Annotated in this window: 17 protein-coding genes, 2 pseudogenes and 1 riboswitch; of the genes and pseudogenes, 11 read left to right on the top strand and 8 right to left on the bottom strand. The window is 40.1% G+C overall.

All coding sequences use genetic code 11. The annotated features are described in order from the left end of the window. Positions 1–189: 189 nt before the first annotated feature. Complete coding sequence (locus P4S61_RS00765) at positions 190–1,164, bottom strand: transposase (protein WP_337117616.1); 975 nt, start codon at positions 1,162–1,164, stop codon at positions 190–192. Positions 1,165–1,620: 456 nt separating this feature from the next. On the opposite strand from P4S61_RS00765, the gene P4S61_RS00770 reads away from it, so the two are divergent. Then, positions 1,621–2,457, top strand: coding sequence for a DUF2971 domain-containing protein (locus P4S61_RS00770; protein WP_337117617.1), 837 nt, complete (start codon positions 1,621–1,623; stop codon positions 2,455–2,457). A 433-nt stretch (positions 2,458–2,890) separates the two neighbouring features. Here the strand turns inward: P4S61_RS00770 and P4S61_RS00775 are convergent, their stop codons facing one another. From P4S61_RS00775 to P4S61_RS00785, 3 genes are all read right to left on the bottom strand, one after another. Then, a complete protein-coding gene (locus P4S61_RS00775; RefSeq protein ID WP_182719138.1) occupies positions 2,891–3,370 on the bottom strand; it encodes a zinc-ribbon domain containing protein in 480 nt (159 codons plus the stop codon). A gap of 5 nt (positions 3,371–3,375) precedes the next feature. Beyond that, positions 3,376–3,780, bottom strand: coding sequence for a biotin/lipoyl-containing protein (locus P4S61_RS00780; protein WP_182719137.1), 405 nt, complete (start codon positions 3,778–3,780; stop codon positions 3,376–3,378). Positions 3,781–3,917: 137 nt separating this feature from the next. Next, positions 3,918–5,240, bottom strand: coding sequence for a sodium-dependent transporter (locus P4S61_RS00785; RefSeq protein WP_182719136.1), 1,323 nt, complete (start codon positions 5,238–5,240; stop codon positions 3,918–3,920). A gap of 153 nt (positions 5,241–5,393) precedes the next feature. On the opposite strand from P4S61_RS00785, the gene P4S61_RS00790 reads away from it, so the two are divergent. Next, a complete protein-coding gene (locus P4S61_RS00790; RefSeq protein WP_182758642.1) occupies positions 5,394–6,137 on the top strand; it encodes a 4'-phosphopantetheinyl transferase family protein in 744 nt (247 codons plus the stop codon). On the opposite strand, the gene lysC is transcribed toward P4S61_RS00790, so the two are convergent. Together lysC and nhaD are read right to left on the bottom strand one after the other, a co-directional pair. Further along, positions 6,114–7,517, bottom strand: coding sequence for a lysine-sensitive aspartokinase 3 (gene lysC / locus P4S61_RS00795; protein ID WP_149982695.1), 1,404 nt, complete (start codon positions 7,515–7,517; stop codon positions 6,114–6,116). The two genes, P4S61_RS00790 and lysC, sit on opposite strands and share 24 nt — an antisense overlap. Positions 7,518–7,594: 77 nt before the next feature. After that, a riboswitch (Lysine riboswitch) is annotated at positions 7,595–7,765 on the bottom strand. Between the two features lie 114 nt (positions 7,766–7,879). Next, on the bottom strand, positions 7,880–9,127 hold the full coding sequence (nhaD, locus tag P4S61_RS00800) for a sodium:proton antiporter NhaD (RefSeq protein ID WP_145242276.1): 1,248 nt from the start codon (positions 9,125–9,127) through the stop codon (positions 7,880–7,882). A gap of 178 nt (positions 9,128–9,305) precedes the next feature. On the opposite strand from nhaD, the gene P4S61_RS00805 reads away from it, so the two are divergent. From P4S61_RS00805 to P4S61_RS00825, 5 genes and pseudogenes are all read left to right on the top strand, one after another. Next, positions 9,306–10,586 (top strand): hypothetical protein, encoded by a 1,281-nt coding sequence (locus P4S61_RS00805; RefSeq protein WP_337117618.1) that lies wholly within the window; start codon positions 9,306–9,308, stop codon positions 10,584–10,586. Positions 10,587–10,591: 5 nt separating this feature from the next. Then, positions 10,592–11,136: pseudogene (locus P4S61_RS00810) on the top strand (condensin complex protein MksE). Beyond that, positions 11,136–13,914 (top strand): annotated as a pseudogene (locus P4S61_RS00815) (ATPase). The pseudogenes P4S61_RS00810 and P4S61_RS00815 overlap by 1 nt, the downstream one beginning before the upstream one ends. A 169-nt stretch (positions 13,915–14,083) precedes the next feature. Next, positions 14,084–14,629 carry a DUF4136 domain-containing protein gene (locus tag P4S61_RS00820; protein WP_145242267.1) on the top strand — a complete coding sequence of 182 codons (546 nt, stop codon included), beginning with the start codon at positions 14,084–14,086 and terminating at the stop codon, positions 14,627–14,629. Positions 14,630–14,877: 248 nt separating this feature from the next. After that, positions 14,878–15,996, top strand: a complete 1,119-nt coding sequence (locus P4S61_RS00825; protein WP_337117620.1) for an ISAs1 family transposase — start codon at positions 14,878–14,880, stop codon at positions 15,994–15,996. A 224-nt stretch (positions 15,997–16,220) separates the two neighbouring features. On the opposite strand, the gene P4S61_RS00830 is transcribed toward P4S61_RS00825, so the two are convergent. Continuing rightward, a complete protein-coding gene (locus tag P4S61_RS00830; RefSeq protein ID WP_145242264.1) occupies positions 16,221–16,733 on the bottom strand; it encodes a peptide-methionine (S)-S-oxide reductase in 513 nt (170 codons plus the stop codon). Between the two features lie 202 nt (positions 16,734–16,935). On the opposite strand from P4S61_RS00830, the gene P4S61_RS00835 reads away from it, so the two are divergent. Beyond that, positions 16,936–18,792 carry a TonB-dependent receptor plug domain-containing protein gene (locus P4S61_RS00835; RefSeq protein WP_337117621.1) on the top strand — a complete coding sequence of 619 codons (1,857 nt, stop codon included), beginning with the start codon at positions 16,936–16,938 and terminating at the stop codon, positions 18,790–18,792. Positions 18,793–18,836: 44 nt separating this feature from the next. On the opposite strand, the gene P4S61_RS00840 is transcribed toward P4S61_RS00835, so the two are convergent. After that, positions 18,837–19,100, bottom strand: a complete 264-nt coding sequence (locus P4S61_RS00840; protein WP_149982705.1) for a YkgJ family cysteine cluster protein — start codon at positions 19,098–19,100, stop codon at positions 18,837–18,839. A gap of 126 nt (positions 19,101–19,226) precedes the next feature. On the opposite strand from P4S61_RS00840, the gene P4S61_RS00845 reads away from it, so the two are divergent. From P4S61_RS00845 to P4S61_RS00855, 3 genes are all read left to right on the top strand, one after another. Continuing rightward, complete coding sequence (locus tag P4S61_RS00845; protein WP_145242259.1) at positions 19,227–20,399, top strand: efflux RND transporter periplasmic adaptor subunit; 1,173 nt, start codon at positions 19,227–19,229, stop codon at positions 20,397–20,399. A gap of 3 nt (positions 20,400–20,402) precedes the next feature. Next, positions 20,403–23,582, top strand: a complete 3,180-nt coding sequence (locus P4S61_RS00850; RefSeq protein WP_145242257.1) for an efflux RND transporter permease subunit — start codon at positions 20,403–20,405, stop codon at positions 23,580–23,582. A 173-nt stretch (positions 23,583–23,755) separates the two neighbouring features. Beyond that, positions 23,756–25,201, top strand: a complete 1,446-nt coding sequence (locus P4S61_RS00855) for a serine hydrolase domain-containing protein (protein ID WP_337117622.1) — start codon at positions 23,756–23,758, stop codon at positions 25,199–25,201. Positions 25,202–25,285: the final 84 nt, after the last annotated feature.

A 25,285-nucleotide genomic window follows, 5' to 3' on the forward strand; every position in this document is an offset into this window, starting at 1 on the left:
ACAGCCACTCTTATTGAACAAGCAAAACTGTGCCACTAAATTTACTCTTTTAGGCTAAAATATATCTTTTGCTACTTGGTTACTTTCACCTCATCCATAAAATGGGTCATTGTCACTATTAAACCTAAATTACATGCATGACAATAACTGCATGATGCAGTTTTAAATTTTTACTGAGTAGTTTGATTCTCATGCAAGTAACTTTTCACAGTTACTCATATTCGCTCTTCGTTTCCTTCCTAAATTATCACAATAGCTTTCATGTGACGAAGGTCTTCCAACAGCGCCATGGAACACGCGGGTAAATTGCGTTGTGAGTTTTAACCAGTTCTCTGGGCTAATATTGACTCGCTCTAATAAAGAAAGGGATGTGTTTTCAATGTATCCTCGCTTATCTTCTCGCATTACACGGCCCGTTAATTCAACAAGTTCAAGATACGATTTAAGCTCAAACGGGAGTCCTTTTGGCATTCTTTGGCGTGGCATCCCTGCAAAACGTAATAGCTTTTTAGGTTGCTTACCTGTGGTTGCACTTTCAATTCGTTTTTGCACACTGGTATGGATTGATTCTTCTGGCGTGTTGGCTATTTTTGCTCTTATTGGGTTTAAATCAACATAGGCCATACAGGCTGCAAGTGCTGCTTCATCTAGTAGAGCTTGTGATTTAAAGCGACCTTCCCAGAATCGGCCTGTGCAGTTATCTTCTTTATTGGCTCTGCGGGCAATATCTTCATTTAACAACCGCATAAACCAGCTAATACTGGATAACCGCTCTCGATATTGCTCAACCGTTTGATTAAAAAAGATGAGCTCTGATTTACTTAATTTTTCACCTTGCAAATACTTTTTCGTCAATAACGTGCCTTTACACAGCTTATGCCAGCGTAGAATAATGGCTTTGTCATTAAGGCGTTTGGCTTTTTTATCATCAACATACAACACTAAATGTGTGTGATTGCTCATCACTGCATACGCACACACATCAATGCAAAACACCTTAGCCAATGCGAGTAGTTTATCTTCTACCCAGCCTCTGCGGTGCTCATAGGACTGACCTGTAAAACTGTCTTCACCGCATAAAAAAGCACGGCGTACACACCGAGAAATACAATGATAGTATTTTGTATCAATCAAACTTACTTGACGCTTTCTTGCAATTGGCATGGAACACCCTATTTGTTTTTCATACTAATTTAAAGCTAGCAAAAAATAGGGGAAATACAAACTTTAGGATGGGTGTCATCTTTGTTCTTTTTTCATCTTTGTTCTATTTTGGATGAGTATGAAGCAACAGGTAACACTTTCTCATTATTTGAGATAATGGAAGACGGAAATTTTTACCTAAAATCAATATGTAATGCTTGGCCTGAGTTCTCTGCTAATTGGACAATTCTAAAAGAAAATATGCTTGAATCATCAGACTTGTTAGAGTTTAGGTGTTGGGGTTGTGTCAGAAATATATGAATTAGAGCTTGCGACGGCATATGAAAATGGATCTTTAGATATAAAATATGAATACCCTAATTTCGGCTTATGGTTTGTTGAAAATAAGCTTATTAATGTGTAGTTTGTTGTTATAACAAGGCAATAAGCGGTCTTATAACTCCAGGAGAGAGTATTTTGCTTTTCAAATACCTAGAGCCCGATAGAATTGATGTTTTAGCCTCTGGTCATATACGTTTTACTCAGCCAGCCGATTTTAATGATCCTTTTGAATTTCGGCCTGTAATTTCGTCAGTGACCTCAAAGGAAGAGTTCGATAAGGCTATGGATGAAGATCTTAAAACAATCGTCCAAGAAGAACTTCAAAAATTACCCTCAGAAATACGCACACAAATTTCACCTGCACAGCTAGAAGCAGTTACACGTAAATTATATGAACAGCATTGGCCTTCTTTGAAAACTAAATTGAAAGAAATGGGCAGTGAAACAACTAGAGTTTTTATTGATAAAGCAAACACATTAATTGGTGTTCTTTCTCTAACGGAAAAAAACGACAATCTTCTGATGTGGTCACATTATGCGTATTCGCATAAAGGGTTCTGTATCGGGTTTGATAATACTTCACCCTTTTTCAACAGAAAGAGAAGCGAGGTTGATGAGTTTTATCATTTGCGTAAAGTTTCATACAGTAAAATGAGACCGTCCAAACTTGTAAGTCAATTGAATGGTGTAGAGCTATTTTTAATAAAGTCACAGGCTTGGGAATATGAGCAAGAATGGAGAATGTGTGCTGTACTGGAAGATAGCGAAAAAACTATCAGTACAACACCCTTACCGGTACACCTATTTCAATTTCCAAATTCAGCGGTCAAAGAGATAATTTTAGGTGCTTGTATAGAAAAAAATGTGAAAGAAAACATTTTATCGGTGGTAAGAAAAAATTATCCTCACATAACGATTAAACAAGCACAAATATCAAATGAAGAGTTTGGCCTTGAGTTCATTGAGTTATAACAAGTGAATAAGGTTACGACCCGTCTGCTCATGGCACATCTGTGACAGTCAGACTTGATTGAGTCCTATTTATCGGATCTGACAAATCAAGTTAAGACTTAATCACTTAGGTCTGTTAACCACATAGGTCCCTTAAATACGTCTACTTACATTTTTCGGATAGCATTTATTTTATTAATCTTCTTAATAACTCGGGACTCAAAAAGTTGCTGCGTGCTGAACTTGAGCAATTGAGTTTCCTCAAACGTTATATGCTCTTTAATGATTAAGTTTGCATAGGTAATTTGAGCCGAAGGGGTCAAATCTTGACTTCAGACATTAAAACTCCTGAACGCCTGCAATTGGCAGGCTTCTGACTGTCAGGTTTAGTCAAGTCCTGTTAATCGAATCTGACAAACAAGCTTATACATATAAGTATCTTAAACACTGGCACTTACATTTTACGGATAGCATTCACTTTATTAATCTTCTTAATAACTCCTGACTCAAAAAGTTGCTGCGCGCTGGACTTGAGCAATTGAGTTTCCTCAAGCGTTATATGCTCTTTAATGATTAAGTTTGCATAGATAATTTGCAACTGGTTTATTGCACGGCTTTTCTTTCTGCATTCAAAGCACTTGATCGCATGTGCATCAATCCAAAACTTTAATTCTTCAAACCAGTATTGCTGCTCTTTAGCAAAAAATATAAACGCTCTATGGCAATCGACACATTGCTCTTCTATATCAACATAGAGTTGCCTTGGATATAAACTGTCACATTGTTTTTCGATAACTGCGGGGATTGCCGTCTCAGGAAAGTAGCGAACACTTTTATACCACCAAAAGGCATTCTCGATTTCTTGCTTTGTATAACTATTACCAGAGAGGATTGGCTCGCTGCCATATCTTGGGTGGTTTACATAATTGGTCATCTTAGCTATTTACCCAGCACAAAAAGGATGGCTAAAGCGCCGACTGCTAGAGCAATAATTAAACTTTTATTTAGTTTACTCAACCAAGGAGAAACAATAACGTCATTTTCTGAGTCGTTTACTCGCGGTTGAGGCTGTTGAGCTGTTGGTCTTGCTGGCAGTTCGCTGTCTGCAAGCTGCTGCAAAGTCATTACAACCTGTTCAGGATTAACATGGTCGCCATTTGCAATCGTTATATTCTCAATAATGCCACTGCAGTCGGCCATTATTTCTAAAACAACTTTTTCAGTTTCAACATCAAATAACACATCACCGGCATAAACGAGTTGGCCTTCACTAACATAAAGTTTAGCGATATCTGCTGTGTTTATTGAGTCTGGAAGCGTGGGGACTTTAACATCTATGTTCATAATTCCTCCCTGGATATAATACCAATCGACTTAAATATTTAACCATTTATCTGTCGCTATAAATGGTCAGTAACTTAAAACGATTGGTACAACACTATATATTAACAATTAAAACTAAAAAACTGACAGCTAAATTATCAACCAAACGCGACATTAGCGAACACGGCGGTCATCAGTATCGGACACACATAACGTATGTACTGAGCAAACCAATAACGCATGCCACTTGCAGCCTCATTTAATTGATTACCACGGCGCCACAACCACCCTACAGTGATAAAGTAAAATAAGCCCATAAGCGGTAATTGATACTGAGTCAGTACCATGATCACTAAACCAAATAGCCAATCAAAATTGAAAATAATCAACGATGACGCGGCTAAAACCGTTAAGCTCACTAAAAACGTCGCTTTTTTACGCTCTACTTGATGGTTTTCAACTAAAAAAGCCACTGGAATTTCAGTTGATGAAATAGTCGATGTGAGTGATGCAATCGACATAAGTACAAAAAACAGTAAACCAACCAATAAGCCAATTTCGCCCATAGTATTAAATAACTGCGGTAGAATTGCGAAAATTAGTTGCCCTTCTCCCACTAATTTTCCATCACTAAATACTTGCACGCCATTGTGCTGCGCCACGTAAATTGCAGGAATAATTAATAAACCAGCTAAAAAGGCAACCCCTGTATCAAGTAACGCTACCGACGCGGTTAACCGCGGCAAATTAGCATCAGGCTGCAAGTACGAGCCATAAATCATCATACAACCGACACCCAGTGACAGCGAAAAGAACGCCTGCCCCATTGCCGCAATAATTAAACCTGGGTCGAGTATTTGGCTAAAGTCTGGCACTAAATACGCAGCAAAGCCTTCACTTGCGCCATCAAGCGTGGCTATATAAGCAATTAGCACAACGAGTAACACTAATAGCATCGGCATTAACCGTCGCGACCATGTTTCTATGCCAGATTTAACACCTTTGAGAATAATACTCGCAGTGAGGATCAGCATCAGTGGTGTAAATACAAAATTACGCGCCATCGAATCCGTGTGTAAAAACGTACTGACGGTGGTAAATCCAAAAAAGCTAGCAATGGGTTCAAGGGCATAAGCAAGCATCCAACCTGCAACAATTGAGTAAAAGCTCAGCATCACAATTGCACCGGCTAAACCTAAATAACCAGCAGCAGCGCCTACTTGCGGTGCTTGCTCTTGCCATGCTTGTCTAAGTGCTTTAACCGGATTAGCTTGCGCTTTATGACCTAAGTACAACTCAGTGTATAAAGCTGGCAAGGCTAAAAAAAAGATAACTATAAAATAGACTAGTAAAAACGCGCCGCCGCCATGATTTGCCGCTTGCGTGGGAAATCCCCAAATATTACCTAATCCAACTGCAGCGCCAGAAGCTGCTAAAACAAAGCCAAGGCGGCTTTGAAAACCATCACGCAATTGTGCCATACATCTACAAATCTGTTATTATTTTTCATTATTGTGAATTAAACCATATTTAACTCTCACAGAGTAATAAATTTGCCTTGGCTTAATTAACCAGCGCACAACCGCACAAAATATAAACATGTTTGTTCTTTTATCACTTTAATTGTGGATTTTATGCCTGCGTTATTTTTTCAACAGCAACTCGTTATCACCAAACACAGCGTGCAGCCGTTCAATGCGAATACTATTTTATTATTTGACGCCCAGCAGTTAAATGTTGATGAATTTGATTTAAACGCACTATTAAGCCCATTTGAACTGACGGTTATCACCCGTAGAAAAAGTTACAAAGCCAAGCAAGAATATTTAGCCACTCGGCTACTGCTTAAGTATTTGGTAAAGCAAACGATGCCACAATTTCGTGAGCTAGCAAATAACCATATTAGCTCTGAATTTGACCAGCAAAGCAGTAAATTACTGCTACATATAACTGACAGTGACACAGTATTGCGTAGTTGTTTATCCCACTCTAATGGTTTTGTGGGTGCTGCATTAAATTTAGAACGAATTGAATTTGGTTTTGATATTGAAAAAATAAACCTGAAGCGCCCATTTGCAAAGCTCGCTAAGCATTTTTATCATCTTGATGAGGTAAATTTAATAACGCAAGATCAGCAAAGCGCAGAACGATTTTTTAGAATATGGACCTTAAAAGAAGCACTTGCCAAAGCCACCAGCCAACCAATTGCAAAATTACTCAGCCCTAATGTATTTACTGAACTTGAGCGAGCAAATTTAACAGCGCTGAGTTGTCAATATCATGAGTTTGATATTAGTGTGGTAAGTGACAAGAGCACTGACTGGCAGTGCTCTGTGGTAAATTCTACCGCCCAATTACGCGGCGTTTTGAACTTCTAATAAACGGCTGTGGATCGCTTGCACAACAAAGTCTGACTCGCTCTGCTCCACTAAAAAGCACAGGTTATGTTTACTTGCGCCATGACAAATTAAGCGAATATTAAAATCGCTTAATACATTCATTAAGTTAATTTCTTGCTGACGTAATTGAATTTGTGAACCAATTAATGCCACTAAGGTTAAGTTGTTTTCAACCGACACGTGGCAAAACTCCGCTAACTTATCAAGGCATTCTTGATCAAGCTCAGGACGCGAGGCATTTGGCGCATTATCTAAAGTAATTGCAACACTTATCTCTGAGGTAGTTACCAAATCAACCGAGATATTAAACTCACTTAAAATTGTAAACACGTGGGCTAAAAAACCACTAGCCAAAAGCATTTCGGGGCTTTTTAAGGTTAACAATATTTGATTTTTACGCTGCGTGACAGCACGAATTCCAGGGATTTGTGATTTCTCACGTTCGATCCAGGTACCACCACGTTCAGGCTCACGGCTAGAACCAACAAACACACTAATATGGCTGCGGCTCGCAGGCAAGATCGTTGCCGGATGTAATACTTTCGCCCCAAAGGTAGCCATTTCGGCCGCTTCATCAAAACTTAAACGCGCAATCGGCGTAGCCTTAGCACATAAGCGCGGATCGGTGCTAAAAATGCCCACGACATCAGTCCAAATGTGCACGCTTTTAGCGTTTATAGCTTCGGCCAGTAATGCCGCACTGTAATCTGAACCACCACGACCAAGTGTGGTAGTTTGACCATGCGCGTCACTGCCTATAAAGCCTTGAGTTACAATAACCTGTTCAGCTAATAACGGAATTAAATGCTCTTTTGCGGCCATTGCTGTTGCAGCTACATCTGGGGTTGCTTTAGAAAACTGGCTGTCGGTTTTTAATACCTGTCGCACATCAAAACGCACCGCATTTAAGCCATTTAAACGCAGTACCTGAGTAAATAAATAGGATGATAAACGCTCACCAAAGCTCAATAACTCATCATGTTGTTGCTTTGATTTTAGTGGCTCACTGGCAAGTGACTTAAAAGCTTTAATGGTTTCATCAAAGCCATGAGCTAAATCAGCATCCAATGACAGCTCATTTAAAATAGCTTCTTGAATAGCAATAACGCCAGCAATGTTCTCATTGCGCTCATCTGCTGATAAATCTTTTTTACATAAGGTCACAAGGTGATTAGTCACTCCTGCGCTGGCACTTACGGCCACTACTCGTACGTTGTTATCGGCTACAATAATTTCACTGCAACGGCTCATCGCTTCAAAGTTAGCCACACTGGTGCCACCGAACTTTGCGACTACGTAGTCTGATTTTTGATTTTGTGCTGACTGTTGCAAGTTAGTTGCAGCTAATTGGGTATTCATGTCGTCTCCTTTTGTGGCATTCATACCACGATAAAACAAGAAGAACTTGGCAAGGGGGTGCTCGATAAGAAAAGTCCACTGCCAGAAGCTCTCCACCTAATTGGTGACAGTTTTGAGGATTCAGCCCCATAAACCGAAAAACCACTGTGACGTCCAGTTGCTTTCCTCGGCGAGTACTTCCTCCTTAATGATTACAGGCATACGTCGCCTAACATTAAGTACCTAAGTACCGCACCTCTTCTGAATGTTAGATTAATTACGTAAATTATTAGCAATTAAATAACAAAACCCGCTATTAAGCGGGCTTTGAAAGTTATCGTTTAGACGTCTAGCTGTCAAGTTGTTTTAAATAATAAAAGCAATTAAATAAAGCTACCTGCTAAATACGATCCCATATAACCAATTGTATAAGCGATTAATAAATACACCGACATACGTAAATAACTCATAAAGGTAAGCGCTTTTACTTTACTCATAGCGATAATACCGGCAGCCGAGCCAATAATAAGCATGGACCCCCCCACCCCAGTTGCATACGTAAACGACAACCATTGTTGTGGACTCATCACAATTTCAGCTTTAAGTAACGCAGCCGTTAGTGGTACGTTGTCAACCGCAGCGGATAATATACCCATTAAATAATTAGCGTATTGTGCTGGCATTAACTCGTAAAGATGAGTGAACTTACTGAGCATACCGACTTCTTTCAGGGCGCCTACAAGTAATAATACGCCAACGAAGAACAGCAAGGTGTCGTATTCTATTTCGCGAATATAATCGATGATTTTTTTATTCACATCTTTTTTGCGCATTAAAAATTGCGCTACTAAAAACATCAACGACAAACCAAATAAGAAAGTTAACAAAGGCGGCACATGATAAAGCACGCTTAACGTTAATGTCCCGACAATCGTTGATAAGAAAATCACTGCAATAGTGATATCTGTTTTCTCAATGCGACGGTCCTCTTGTTTGGTAAACTCAACTTGGCCGTTGAGTCCAAATGACAGCATAATGGCCAATAGCGCCACGCTAAATAACGCAGGCACAACCAACAATAGCAAGTGACCAATGGTAACTTTGTCATCAAGGAAAATCATCAAGGTAGTAACATCACCGGTAATTAACGACACTCCGCCCGAGTTCACACTAAAGATGATAAGCGTAGCGTATTTAATTAGCTTTTTCGGATCGAGTTTTAACGACATCACCACCGCAAGGGAAATTAATGTGGCTGTGATATTGTCTGAAATCGACGAAAATAAGAAGGAGAACCCGCCAATCAAAAACATCAGTTTGCGTTCGCTAATAGCACTGGGCATTATCTTATGCACAATATTTTGGATAAAACCTTTGGAGTTCAAATAGGCTACAAAGGTCATTGCAGCCATTAAAAACAACCACAGTGTGGCAATCTCTAAAATATTGTGGTCAAGTTGATGTTGTACGTTTTCGGGGCTTTGCCCGTGAAGCGGCGAGATAAATAAGATAATCCAGCATAAAGTACCAAAGAAAAGCGTGGTTTTGGCCTTGTTTACATGGATAATATCCTCTATAACGATGAGCACGAATGCTAGCGTTATCAGGGTTAGGATAATTGCAGTTACCATGGTGTTTGAACAACCTTTATAAAAATGTAAAAATTGTATGTTATGAGCCGCAGGACGACACGGCGCGCAGTCTAGCACCAAAGAATGTGTAAAACTATTGTCAATTTGCTTTTCTACGACTAATCGCTGAGGCCTAACAAGCCGGCTTTACAAGATAAATTAGGATTTTTGGAGTTTTATGATCCCAGCTAAAAAGTTGCTAAATACCCTAACAGAGCACTGGGGAATGTTAGAGCTGCTATTTAAACGTTTTAAAATGGCTGATTTCAGCCTAAAAGACGTGCAAAATGCGATCAAACAAAAACAACCTACGTGGTCAAATGAGCGCATTTACAAAGAAACCAACCGCCTTTTAAACCAAGATATTATTATTCCCTTGGCTAAATCGTCACAACTTGAAATTAACCGTGCAATTGCAGATTTTGCCACTTTTTTATTGCAGGAAGAGCATTTAGGCTTGGCGCAAGAAATTAGCGTGCTGGTTGAAGATTTAGCCCGTTTGGGTAACCGTTTAGACAATGCCGGTAGTATTGAAGACTACGACGAGATGCGCCGTTTTAGCCGCATTATGGATGATCGGGTGCGTAAAATAATGAAACTATTTGCCCACAACGAAAATGCCATTTTAAATATTGTAGAACAAGCAAAAGCTAATAATGCGGTGCAATCATTACAAAAGCGTTATCAAGCGGTGATTGAAGCGTTTGATGAATACATTGAACCAATGCTTGAAATGGTTGATATTCGTGGCGATTTTCATGCTTGTTTTAATACCATCGAAACACAAATCAGTACGCAAATCGAATATATTGAACGCAGCGGTAAAGCTTATCAAGATAAACGCATGCTTGAACGATTACGTACTCGAATTTTAGAAATGCATTTAGTTGGTCGCGAAAGCCTGCGTAAAAGTGCCGATATGCTAATGCCACTGCGTGAAGAGTTACGCCGTAATAATATGATCACTCGTCAAGCAGCTAAAGTACTTGGTTTAGTACGTAAAAATGGCGTTGATAATATGCTCAGCGCCGTACAACCAAATTTTGTCTCTGACACGCAGCGATTCTCATTGGGGCAACAGCGCCATATGGTCGCTTATATGGCTGCACTTGTTGAGTTTGAACACAGTGAATACGAACTTCCTGATCAACAAGATGTGCCTGCTTTTGTTACGCCAAATATTCCAGATTACAATAATGTTAAAGCAAACTTTAAAAAACGCTTCAATGCTAAACGTAAAAAGCCACAACCATTATTGACCTTTTTAGAGCAAAGCTACCCCGACCTTGAAGCCGACGAAATGCTGTTTTTATATCAAAAGCTGGTAAGTGACACCGATATTGAAATCAATCAAAGTGATGAAAAAATGCGCGTGAAAATTGCCGGGCAACATTTTTCTCTTTTCCCTTTTAATTCTAAGCCTGTTGACTCTCAGCAAACACCAACAGTGGATGAGTAACCGTTATGACACAGATAAATTTAGATGAACTTAGTCATCTACAAGCAATTAATAAAAAATTAGTCACCGGCTATCACATTAGCGAACAAGACACCGTAATGTGGCAAGAGCTTGACCAACAAATTGATCATTACCGCGCATTATTCAGCGCCCTTGGCCACGATTTACAACATGACAGCCGTGGTTTTTATTACTTTGCCAGTGATGAAAGTACACCCAATATGGGGAAAATTTCCCGCGCGATTGCCTTAACCATTTATATCTTAATTGAGCACTATGCAAACTCAGGTAAAGACCCAATGCGTGCCTTATTTGATGAAGTGAATGATTTAGAACTGATGCAAACTTTAGTGCAAATGAACAAGCACTTATTTGATCAACTCGAAATTTTTCAGGATCAGACCTACGTAAAGACGTGTACTTACGCATGATACGACTTGGCCTTGCCCGTGAAGTAGAAGGCGGCTTTATTCTGCAAGCACCTATCTACCGTTATATTGATGCCTTAATGGAAGTAAACGAAGAAACCTATATTGGAGAGGACGAATAATGAAAAACCTATACGGCCTCAGTAAGCTGGCATTATTAAACACCGCCGGTTATGCCAAATGTGTGATCCCGCTTGATAAAAGCAGCTCAATTTGTGCACCAAATAACACCGGTAAAAGCTCGGTGATCAATGCTCTGCAATTTCCGCTTATTAATGATTTACGCCTAACAGAATGGGACGGTCATGATTTAGACGAAACCCGTAAATTTTATTTTTCGTCAGATCAATCCTATATTTTACTCGAAGCCGACCTACCCCATGGTCCGGTGGTGATTGGTGTAGCTGGGCTTGGTAAAATTGCCGGTTACGCACATCAGTTTTTTTGTTACCAAGGCAAGCTTGATCTTGAGCAGTATACTCAAGGTAAAACCATCATTAAGTTCACTAAACTGTTTAATCATTTAAAAGAGCAAGGCTTTAACCCTATTGAGCTTAAAGCGCAAGAGCTCAACGCACTATTAACGGGTGGTGCCACGCCATTTGATGGCGACATTAACTTAAAGATGATCCCGCTTAACAACGTGCAAGATTCGGCAATTTATAAAGAAATTTTCCGCCGTATTTTGAACCTGCATAAATTAGGCGCTGCCGACGTAAAGCGCTTTATGTTACGCGTATTTGAACGCCACATGTCAAACTCAAAGGTCGATTTTTATGAAGTATGGCGTCGCTCCTTTGATAAAGTAAACCGCGCAAAACGTGAGCTAAAAGCACTCGAGTCGATGCAAGAGCCTATCTGCGCCCTTGAATCAATGCTTGAAAACCAAACCGTACTCAAAGGTAAATTAGCCGCATACGCCCCCAAAATTGACCAAGCATTAATCGATTTTGATAGCTACCAAGAGGCGCAATTGAGCGAGCTTAATGTTGCCCTTGAAGACATTGAACACGAAAAGCACGAGTTTGAACAAAAACAACAACTTTATGTACAACAATCGCGCGATATTGAACGCAGGCAAACACAAATAGAGCAATGGTTTTTAGACTTTGGTGCTCTAAAATCTGAATTTGAATTGGTTAACATGGCAACCTTAAAAGTAAGCCTTGGTCAATTAAAGCAAGATTACGAGTCACTATCTCATTCTATCAACAGTGCGCAAGGGCAAAGCCTGCATACTCTTGATTACCGTATTAGTGAAACACAAAAGCAGATCAAAAGCTTAAAGCTGCAACTTAAAAATCTTGAGTTTAATTTATTCACCCGTATGCGCGAGGATTTATCACTTAAAGAAGTTGAAGAGATCTCGCGTATTTTAAACCCTGACATTCTGTCATTTGCCACCACCAGTAATGGTGATATAGATATCACTGACGAAGATGCCTTTGGTGCATTTTTAGAGCAATTATCAGATAACGTGAAAGGCGGCGTGCTCACCCTGCCAGGCGCGACCATCAAGCTGAAAAAACTCTCCCCGGTGCAGATGCAAAGCGGTGAAAATAAAGAGCAACTTACTGCGCAACTCAGCGCCCTTGAACAGTCACTCAATGAATTTAAGCAACAGCGTGATGTGGCCGCCAATGTGGCCGACAAACAAAAAGAAAAAGATGCCTTATACGATGAACTCATGGCAGCAGAAAGCGCACTTAAACGCTTTGAACAATTCCAGGTTATGCTGCAATCTATTGATGCACAAACACTCTTAAAAGAGCAATTATTGGCTGAACGCGAGCAAGTTGATAGCTACTTACAAGATATTCAAAATAACAGCGGTTCAATTAGTGATCGACGCTCGATTATTAAATCGAAAAAAGATTTAATTTCACGCCAAGCCGAGCGCCTACGCCAAGTGAAATCTGAACGAATTGACCACACGCTGGATTTATATAGCGGTAAAGTCACCCCGTATATGATTGATGTGCAAATTGATTTTGATAATCTCAGTGACTTAGTTCATCACTTTAATAAAGATTGCCAAGAGCTGCGTAATTTTGATATCAACGTTCGTAATACCTATTTGCATATTTACAATGCCGGTATTACCAAATTTGATAACGAAAATGACGAGTTTAGTAAATACCAGAAATTGATTGGCGCGTTCCATAATATTGATAACGAACGTGATGCGGTTGAACGCCAAGCCCGAGGTTGCACTCACAGAAGTAGCCGCGACGATTAAGGGACTGCGTGAAGATTTAGACAGACTGCGCCGTGAAATGAACAGCTTCAATAAAGGCATTAGTCAGCATCGTATTTCAAACTTACAAGCATTTAAAATTAACGTGATACCACGCAAAATGTTGGTTGATAGTATTGATACCATCATCAGTACCTCAAATCAGTTTGAACAAGGTGATACGCTGGATTTACTCAGCCAAGAACCCTACAGTGAAAGTGCTGTCAACGAAGCAAAAGATCACTTAATTAAACTTGCCTCTGATAAAGCCGGTTTAACCCTTACTGACTTATTTGATATTCGCTTTGAAGTAGTAAACCGTGCAGGCGAAACCGAGCATTTTGAAAAAATTGATTCGGCTGGCTCAAACGGTACGCGTATCACCATAAAATTATTATGCGGCATGTTGTTTATCCGCTACTTATTAAGCGACCAAGAGCAAAACTTATACCGCATCCCGATTTATATTGATGAAGCGGCCGATATCGATCCGCAAAATCAAAAAGCAATTATAGAAACCGCACTCAGCTTTGGCTTTGTGCCAATATTTGCCTCGGTGAAACCACAAATTAGCTGTGATTATATTGTGCCAATTCGCTCCGTTAAAGACGGCGCACAAAACTGGGTAGATGAAAAGGATTGGATAGAAGTAGAGCATGAATAAGACAATTACTACGTTTGTGTAAATTAATGCATCATTCAGTCAAGGACGACTAGACTGATCAACATCTACTTTGTACACAAATTACAGGTAAAAAATAACATTTCCTTGAATTAATTCTATGTTATGTTATCAAACGAATAGTAATTAAATTTGCCAAGGAGCAAACTCCATGAAAAATATACTAATTGCAGCTGCTGTATTACTACTAGCAGCGTGTGCAAAAACGCCTGATATTGACTACGACAAATCTGTGGACTTTGGTAACTACAAAACATTTGCTTGGTTTCCACAAGCGACCTTGGCTGACGCTGGTAACTATCAAATCAGTCCATTGATGGAAAAACGTGTGCGTGAAGCGGTAAATGCACAATTACAAGCAAACGGTATGACACCTGCGGATGAAGCATCAGCAGATGTATTAATTAACTATCATGCCTCTGTTGATACTAAAGTTGACGTTGATACATTTAATGTAGGTTACGGTGCACGTTGGAACTACTGGGGCATGGGTTATAACACGCAAACAACAACCCATGAATATGATGTGGGCACTTTAGTGATTGATGTTGTTGACCGTGCCTCTAACCAGCTTGTTTGGCGTGGTGCTCGTGAAGGTCGCCTTCAGAAGAAACAAACACCTGAAGAGCGTAACAAAGCAGTACAAGAAGCCGTTGCAACAATTTTAAGTGGTTTTCCACCAGAAAAACTAAAATAGAGCTAAATTATTAAGGGCGTATAGAACTTTCAGAATTAAAATTTGTTCAATCTAGGGGCAATTTAATCGCGGCGCGAGATTTGTAATCGAGCGGGATCGATAACTGCTCCTAGGTTATTCAACTAGCTTACATCCATGTAAGAATAAGTAAAAATCGAGCAAGGTTACGGCGTCTTGCTCCAGGGCAAGATCACGAACTTTACCTTGACTTAAAAGTATGATCTTATACTCCTTTTTAAGGAGCCCCCATGCCTGATATTCAACTATTTAAATATTTCGAATCAATTGACGACCCTCGCCAGCAGGGTAAAGTTGTCCATAAACTTTTTGATATCATATTCTTAGCTGTCAGCGCTGTCATATCTGGGTGCCAAGGCTGGGAAGATATTGAAGATTTTGGCCATGATAGATTAGATTGGCTCAGGAAGTACGTTCCTCTTGAGCAAGGTATCCCTCGCCATGACACAATCGCTCGTGTGATGAGTCGCATTGATATGACGCAGTTTCAAGATTCTTTTTCTTCTTGGATGAAAGACTGCTCTAAATTAACTCATGGCGATGTAGTTGCGATTGATGGTAAGCGATTGAAAGGTTCATTTAATCAGTCAGATAGGCGCGATGCACTTTATATGGTCAGTGCATTTGCGTGCGAAAATGGTGTTGTTTTGGCGCAATGCCCTGTTGATAAAAAGTCGAATGAAATCACAGCGTTACCAGAGCTTCTTGAATTACTGGAGATAAAAGGCTGCTTAGTCACGATTGACGCGATGGGGTGTCAAAAATCAATTGCAGAGACAATAGTGGATAAACAAGCCGATTACCTACTTGCAGTAAAAGCGAACCATAAAGGACTACTGTCACAAATAGAGAATGCTTTATTACCTGAGGTCACACGACAAGCGTCCGAAGGAGTTTTGTTTAATGAAGCCGATTATCATAAAAACAGAGAAGAATTCAGGTGTTGTGCTGTTAGTCATAACGTAAGTGATTTATCAGAAACGAGCAATTGGAAAGATGCTAAAACAGTGGGAGTTATTGTTTCTTATAGGAAAGAAAAAAACAAAGTAAGCAATGAGTTATGCTATAGATACTACATCAGTTCAGCATATTTATCGGCGGAAGAACTCGCAAGATCCGCACGGCAACATTGGCAAATAGAGAATGGATTACATTGGCGTTTAGATGTCGGATTTAAAGAAGATGATTGCCGAATTAGGCGTGAAGGTGCAGCACCTGTATTTGCGGGGCTGAGACACATTGCATTTAATCAGCTAAAAGCAGAAACAAGCTTTAATAAAGGCATGCCCGCAAAACAGAAAAAAGCTATGCGCAGTACAGATTACCTTGAAAAGATATTGAAATCATAGATTTTTTTCATGCTCTTGCCCTGCGTCTTGCTCACGCCCTTTACTTACATCAATATAAGTGACAAAGAGTCAATTCCCCCTTGTCAAAATCTTTCATGCAGAGCGTATTTGGCCTTTATGCTGCGTAATCGCCTATTCATTGGAACAACCACACTACATAGCCTTTGCCTTGCCTAAATACCAAACATACTGCAGCAAAATCAACCACGAAAGGTCTACACGCCCTAGTCTTTTTTATATTTATGCAGTAAATCTAGCGGTATATGGCAGTAATCATCTGGATGATTAGTTAGTCGGTCTTGGTGCTCAGCATCACTGGGGACATAATTTGTTAGCGGTTTAACCTGTACAGCTATTTTGTCGGCATCATCTCGTTGGCTGATATAATCGCTTGCTAACGTTAAGTGACTTTGCTCTTCACTATAAATAGCCGTGCGGTATTTTTCACCCACATCATCACCTTGCTTATTAATACTGTATGGGTCAATAATTTCAAAGAAATAATCAATTAGTTTATTAGGCGTGACAGCATCAGTATCAAAAATGACTTTGACACACTCTGCATAACCATCGTACTCACTTTGTGTATTATCACTTGTACCATTAGCCCGCCCTGCTTCTGTAATAACTACTCCAGGTAAGTGCTTCATAAACTCTTGCACGCCCCACAAACACCCTCCCGCAAAATAAATAGTTTGCTGGCGAGCATAAAAGTTAGCTAGTTGTTTTTCATTCATAGAGGGACCTAATATATTTAACAAGCAAAGACAGTGTAATGCTTTCATTTTAAGAATGATTATCAAATGCAGTTTTTTCGAATTAATGTACAATAGCGCCAAAAATCGTGACTGTTTAATTTTGCTATTTTATCACGCTATAAAAAAGTGTTACGACTTTAATTTTAGCGCAATCGCACATAAAGAATATGAGAAAAACAACATGAACCGTACCTCGCACCTTATCATACCCTTAGTACTTGCCAGCATATCAAATGTTGCTTATGCGGCAGATGACTCTGAAGAATCGACAACCATTGAGCAAATAACAATCGAGGTATCACCTACAGCAAATACGTTACCTGTGGGTACCTTTGACTCTCCTATATCAAATTTAGAGTATGACCCTCGTGTTGATTTGCAATCGCGTAACATGGCAGAAGCACAAGCTGATGTTACTATTCGTGGCGGTATCTTTGAAAACACCGGTTTTAGAGTCGGCAGTGCTACTTTACTCGATCCGCAATCAGGCCATTATTTTGCAGAAATTCCTATTGCACCACAAATGCTCACTGGCGCAAGTGTATTGACCGGTGCTGATAATGCACTTTACGGTGTAAATAGCTCAGTAGGTACTGTGTCGTTTGGTTGGAAGCCAATTACCACTGGTGGCAGTGTATCTGTAGGTGTCGGCACTAACGACTTTAATTTACAGAGTGTTCATGCTGGTAAAAGTATCCCTTTAGATACAATCGCCGATTGGCGCCTAGGTTTTGAAGGGGAATATTCTCATTCACAAAGCGATGGCTCAATTGATTTTGGCGATCATGATTTTAATCGCGCTACAGCTCGTGTGCAATTAACGAGTGCAGATTCACAAACTGATTTATTTTTTGGCTCACAAGAGAAATTTTTTGGCTGGCCGAACCTCTATACCCCATTTGGCGTGAATGAAACAGAAGACTTAGAAACGCAACTGTTAATGCTTAACCATAAACAAAGTTATGCAACAAACAGTGAGTTTGAAGTATCGGCTTATTATCGAAAAAATAACGACCATTATATTTACTCTCGTGAAAACCCAAGCGCGTTTGAAGCTTTTCACGAAACAGAAGTTAAATCATTCGCCATCTCCGGGCGACATGCTCAAAACGATGTGTTCTCACTAAACTACTCAGCACAATTTATTGAAGATTCCATTGAATCAACCACGCTTGAGAATAACTTTACTTCGCGTAACTATTATAAAATCAGTGTATTGCCAGAATACACTGTGGCTCTTGAGAACAATCAGCAGCTAACAGTGCGTTTAGGCGCAGCCTTCGATGATACCAACCGCGATGACTCACAATTATCGCTGATAGGTGATATCACATTCAATACAATTAATAGTAACGCCACTGAGCGGACATTTTATTTATCCTACGCTGAGGCCAGTCAAGTTGCAGGTTATACTGCTATTGGTGGCAATGACTCTGGTGGATTGTTTAGAAGTAATTATAACCTTGAGCGTGAAACCACCAAAAACTTAGAACTGGGTTTATTACTAGAACAACAAAGTTGGCAGCTTAATTCGGCTATTTTTTACCGCCAAGATAATAACTTAACTGACTGGACATTTAGCTTTGATTCAACCTCAGCGCGTTTTGCCGAACCAGTTGATATTGATACCGCTGGCCTTGAATTTTTAGCCACTAAGCAATTTGAAAATACTGAAATTATAGCCAGTTACACCTACCTCCATAAATCAGAAACCTATGGCTCGCCAGATGTCGATGCAAGCTTTTATGCCTTAAACTTCCCTGATCACCGTTTAACTCTTGGTGCTGTATGGAGCCCTACGGATATATTAGAGTTTCGGATTGATAATGAATGGCGTAAACAGCATAAAAATGCGCTGCGACGCTCTGATGATGAAGCCTTGTTTACTCAGCTGACGTTAAAAGTAACGCCACCGATACTGCAAAACTTCTTTATTACTTTAGCAGCAGATAACCTTTGGGATGAATCGTTTGAGGAAATTCCAGGCACACCTGGCCGCGGTGAGCAATACACACTAACTGCAACTTATAGCTGGTAAATAAAAAATATGTATAAAAACCGCATTTTTAAGATGCGGTTTTTTTATGTCATTTGTTCAAGCTCGGTAATTAATTGCAGCGCTTGCGCATTCGTTGTTCCACACACATCAATCGTCGCACTAAAATCACTGCATACTTTTGGCCGCCTTTCATCACCAAATAACTTACATAAATTGTTGTTATCTAACTGAATACAGCGCTCTCCTGCTTTTTTGCCATTAGGCATCCCCGGAATTGGTGAGCTAATACTTGGTGCGATACAACAAGCCCCACACCCGAGTCGACACGTCATTGGTGATGTATTCATCTTTGCCCCTTTTGTAATCTATTTCGCTAATTTGTTAATTGTGTAATGACTTGTTACATCTTAATACGCCTTGTAAACACTTTATTCATTATAATTGCTGTGTCACCTAATTATGAGGAAAGCCCTGTGGCTACTAAAAAACAAATAATTCTACCTATTGCCGTATTAGTCGCCGGTGTAGGTCTTGCGGTTGCGTTTTCAGCAATGAAACAACCGCCAGAAGAAAAGCCAGCACAAGATACACGCCCTCTGGTATCAGTTAGCGCAGTTCACCTTGATGCAATTACGCTAGACGTAAAATCGTATGGTGTAGTAAAAGCAAAAGATCACACCCCACTGGTTGCGCAAGTAAGCGGTCAAGTGGTATTTGTCTCTGAGCAATTTGTGCAAGGTGGATTTGTCAAACAAGGCGATATTCTAGCACGAATAGATCCAAATGATTATGAAGCTGCGTTAATTGAAGCCCAAGCAGGCATGGCGCAAGCCAGCTCTGATCTAGAAATTGAGCGAGCGCAAGCTCATGTAGCACAGGCAGAGTGGGATCGAATAAAAGACGATTCAAATCAAATGATCCCATCTCAATTATATTTACGCAAACCACAATTAGCCGAAAAACTAGCGCGTTACCGTGCAGCACAGGCATCTGAAAAACGCGCAAAACGTAATTTAGAGCGCACATACATAAAAGCGCCTTATGATGCGATTATTTCTGAACGTGCAATTAGTTTAGGCAGCGTAGTTAATCCTGGAAGCCAATTTGGCGCTCTCAGTTCAACCTTAGTGGCTGAAATTCGCCTTCCTGTGGCAGATAAAGAATTACAATACCTAATCGATAGCGGTATCGGCGCGAATGTAACACTCAGTGCAGACTATGCTGGTAAGCCAACTACTTGGCAGGCAAAAATTGTCCGCAGCGAAGGTGTTATTGATCAAAAAAGTCGTATGAGCTATTTAGTGGCGCAAGTAAATACACCTTATGCCAGTGAGCAACCGCTGCGCTTTGGCTCTTATATCAATGCGACCATTTCTGGCCGCGAGCTTGATAATGCGATTATCGTTCCTCATCACTTAGTGAAAAACGGTAAAATAGTGGTAATGAATGATGATTTAACTCTTTCGTTCAAACCTCTTAATATTATTAGAGAGCAAAATGGCATGGTCATCGCTTCACAAGGCTTAAATGATGGTGAGCAATTGATCACCTCGGCTTTAGATTTCCCAACCGAAGGCATGCAAGTAAAGCTAAATGACTCTGATAAACCTGCAGCTGCAACTCAACTTGCACTGAAAGAGGAATAGAGCATGACCATCCATAGCGAAAAAGGCTTAATTGCCTGGTTTGCTCGCAACCCTGTTGCAGCAAACCTATTAATGATTTTTATTTTAGTGGGTGGTATTTTAACCGCGTTTTCTATTCGCAAACAAATGTTCCCACAATTTGAAAATAACTGGATCAGCGTCCAAGCTGTCTACCCAGGTGCTGCCCCACAAGAAGTAGAAGAAGGCATCACCATCAAGGTAGAAGAAGCTCTCGAAGGCCTAGAGGGTATTAAACGGAAAATTACTTATTCAAACCGCGGTTATTCTCAAGCGTGGATCGAAATTGAAGAAAAATATGATACTAAAGAAGTGCTCGATGAAGTAAAAATGCAGGTTGATGCAATCAACACCTTCCCTGCAGACATGGAGCGTCCTATTGTGCGCCATGATAAGTTTGAACAAGAAGTAATGATCCTCGCCTTATACGGTGACATGAGCAATTATCAGCTCAAAGAACTTGGCAACAATATCAAAGACGAACTGCAAGCACTGCCACAAATTAACTTAGTTGAATTTAATGGTGGCCTTGATTATGAAATTGGTATTGAAGTTAGCCCTGATAAACTTCGTGAGTATGGTTTAACTTTTAGAGACATTGCGAATGCAGTGCGTGCTTTTTCAGCCAATATGTCTGCAGGTCAGATTCGCTCTGAAAACGGCTATATTTCGATGCGGGTTGAAAAACAAGCTTACCGAGGTGATGAATTTGCCAAACTGCCATTGATATTACTACCTGATGGTGCACAAGTGTATTTAGGCGATGTAGCAACCATTAACGATGGCTTTGCAGAAGGCTTACAATACTCTAAATACAATGGTAAAAATTCCTTGTCGTTTGAAGTAAATGCCTCAAAAGATCAAGATATTACCAAAGTTGCAAAAGTTCTTAAGCAGTACCTTAATGATAAAGCAGGTCAACTTCCAGCGGGTGTTAAACTCACGCCGATTGTCGATTTAACCTACTACCTAGAGGGTCGATTAGACATGATGATCGACAACATGGTGTGGGGTGGTCTATTGGTTATGGTAGTACTTGCGCTATTTTTACCCCTACGCTTAGCATTTTGGGTGATGATGGGTTTACCTGTGTCATTCCTTGGCGCATTTTTAATGATGCCGATGGGCTTTTTAGATGTCACCATCAACTTAGCATCACTATTTGCCTTTATATTAGTGCTAGGTATTGTGGTTGATGACGCCATCGTCGTAGGTGAATCAGCCAGTGCTGAAATTGAAAAGCATGGCCACTCTCTTGATAACGTAGTACGTGGTGTTAAACGCGTCGCAATGCCTGCCACCTTCGGTGTCTTAACTACCATCGCCGCTTTTTTACCGCAAACTTTAGCAAGTGGCCCTGGTGCTGCGTTTTCAAAAGCCATTGGCGGGGTTATTATTCTGTGTTTGATTTTCTCTCTGATTGAATCAAAACTTATTTTACCAGCCCACATAGCAGCAATGAAACACCGAGAACCAAATCCGAAAAACCCATTACATCGCCTCCGTAAAGTGATGGATGGCGGTTTAAAACGGTTTGTTGATAACTATTACACGCCATTTATTGGCCATTGTATTCATTATCGTTATACCGTAATTATTGGTTTTATTTGTGTATTAATTGTCAGTGCTGGGATGTTTGCCGGTGGTTTAGTGAAGTTCGTAGCGAACCCTAAAATTCCTCATGACTTTCCACGTATTTCAGTTGAAATGAACTTAGCATCGTCTGAACAAGCAACCCTAGAAACTGCGCAAAAAATAGAGCAAGTTATTATCAATGTTGATAAACAACTTAAAGAGCAATATGGCACAGCTATGGTACGCGATCTTTCAGTTAGCTTACGCGGACGTACCAATGCCAGTATCATGGCAGTATTAATTGATCCTGAGTTACGCCCTATCGATACCTTTGCATTGAGCGCACTATGGCGTGAACAAATGCCTCCTTTACCGGGCGTGAAAACACTAACCATTCAAGACAGTATTATGAATGGTGGTCGAGACGACGGTGATGTGAGCTTCCGCCTAGAAGGAAAGGATGCCAAACAATTAAAAGAAGTAGCAGCAAAACTTAAAGAAAAACTCAACACCATGGAAGGTGTGGGTGATGTAAATGACTCAATGCAAAGCGCTACAGATGAAGTACAGCTTGACTTAAAACCACTGGCGTACAGCATGGGTTTAACCCTTGCCGATGTTGCCTCACAAGTCAGCTTTAGTTACTACGGCCTTGAAGCACAGCGTATTCTACGTGACGGCGAAGAAGTGAAAGTAATGATCCGCTACCCTGAAGAAGCACGTAACTCGATCAGCGATATCGCCAGTGCTCGTATCATTACACCTAGTGGCGCAGAAGTACCTTTGGCTGAAATTGCCGATGTAAAACTGGTTGATGGTGTAAACCGTATTCGCCGCGAAAACTCAAAGCGTACTGTTAACGTATGGGCAGCAGTTGATACCGACCAAGTTGAACCTTTTGCCATTGCTGAAGAAATACGTGATGAGTACTTACCGGCACTACTGAAAAACTACCCAGGTGTACAAAGTAGTGTTGCTGGACGTATTCAAGAAGAAATGGATAGCGTTGCTGAGCAAGTGCGTGATTTTGCTCTTTCAATGATGATTATCTTCGCGTTATTGGCAATCCCACTACGCTCATACTCACAACCATTGATTATTATGTCAGTGATCCCATTTGGGGTTATTGGTGCCATGTTTGGCCATATGATTTTAGGCATGACTATGAGTGGCTTATCAATTTTCGGGATCATTGCTGTAGCCGGTGTTGTTGTAAACGATTCATTAGTAATGGTGGACTTTGTTAATAAAGCACGTGCTGATGGCGTAGCAATAAAAGACGCAGTAATGCAAGCTGGTGCACGTCGCTTTAGAGCGATTATGCTCACCTCAATCACTACCTTTATTGGCGTGTTACCAATCATTATGGAAACCAGCTTACAAGCTAAAATTGTCATCCCAATGGCAGTATCACTGGCCTTTGGTGTGTTATTTGCCACGGTGATCACGCTGATCCTGATCCCATGTCAATATGTCGCACTAGAAGATGCTAAACGATTAATTCGTAAATGGCGTGGAAAAGAAGCGCTGGTAGATGGTGAATCAATTCATAGCAAAGTGAATACTATAATAAACCGCTCACCTTTATAAAATTTGATATCCTAACCAACTAGCCCGAGCTGTATACAGTTCGGGCTTTTTTATGCTTATAATAACAATGAAATATAATTTATTCACATAAAATCAACACGATAATAATTTACTTTGTATTTTATCCACGGTAAAAGTAGTACATAAAACAAACTAAAAAACCAAGGAAGCTCATGAAACTCACCTCGAATATGTTTTATCACACTATTTTTATCACAGCTCTACTACTGCTCTCATACACTGCAATTGCAGGCGAACACGCGAAAGAAATGGATGCATTTATTGAACAATTTCATGGTTTCAAACAATTCAATGGCAACGTACTGGTCGCCAAGCAAGGTAAGGTTATTTTTGAAAAAAGTTATGGCTACGCCAATTTTGAATGGGACATCAAAAATACTGCCGAGACTAAATTTCGAATAGGCTCAATTACCAAGCAATTCACTGCGTTGCTTATTTTACAGTTAGCGCAGCAGAATAAAATACAGCTTGATGCTCCCCTTGCTACTTACCTACCCGACTATCGCCAAGATATAGGTAATAAAATCACCATTAGGCAGATACTTAATCATACATCAGGACTTAGTAATTATACTCAAACGAAGACCTTCAGAAGTGAATACAGTCGCAACCCTTACAGTGTAGATGAATTTATAAAATTACTGTGTAGTGATGATTTATTGTTTGAGCCTGGCACGCAATTTCGCTATAGCAATTCAGGCTACTTTATTTTGGGCGCCGTGATTGAAAAAGTCACTCAACAACGTTACCAAGATGTACTGCAAGAAAATATTTTTAAACCACTCAATATGCATAACACCGGTTACGATTCGCATGCAAAAATAATCAACCAACGTGCATCTGGTTATAGCAATAACTTAGACGGTTACACTAATGCTGATTACCTAGATATGTCGATCCCTTATGCTGCGGGGTCAATATACTCAACCGCACGCGATCTCGTTAAGTGGGACCAAGCGCTGTACACAAATATGCTAATAAATAAAGAACTAAAAAAACAAATGTACACCGTATCTGAACAGCGTAATTACGCACTTGGCTGGGAAGTTAATCAGCTAGATGCTGATAAATATGGTAAACCATTGACACAAGTACAACATGGCGGTGGTATCGAAGGGTTTAATGCATTTATTAGCCGTATTATTGAAGATCAGCTACTGGTGATAATTTTAAATAACACTGGCGGTGCACCAATGACACCTATGACTAAAGGATTAACCAATATTTTTTATGGTAAGCCCTATGACGGTGCAACTGAAAATGTGGATAGCCAACTTTATCATGCCTTGCAAAATGGCGGTATTGCACAGCTTAAAAGCAAATATAATCAATTGGATGAGCAAAAAGTTCCGCTGCGAGAAAGAAGCATAAATTACTTTGGTTATGAATTAATAGCAATGAAAAAACTCGATGCCGCAATCGCAGTATTTGAACTAAATGCTGCTAAATACCCCGATTCTGCTAATACTCACGATAGTCTGGGTGAAGCGTATTTAACTGCTAATAAACCCGTACTTGCATTAAAAAGTTACCAGCGCGCCCTTGAATTAAACCCCGACAGTGAAAGCGCAAAGCAAGCAATTATAAAACTACAATAATTCTAAAAAGTCGCGTTATATTATTTAAAATCTGCAACATTAAACTCGCTTATGCTACGAACATAAGCGAGTTAGTAGTTTATA

It is taken from the genome of Pseudoalteromonas sp. B160 (assembly GCF_037162485.1).
Classification (GTDB): domain Bacteria; phylum Pseudomonadota; class Gammaproteobacteria; order Enterobacterales; family Alteromonadaceae; genus Pseudoalteromonas; species Pseudoalteromonas rhizosphaerae.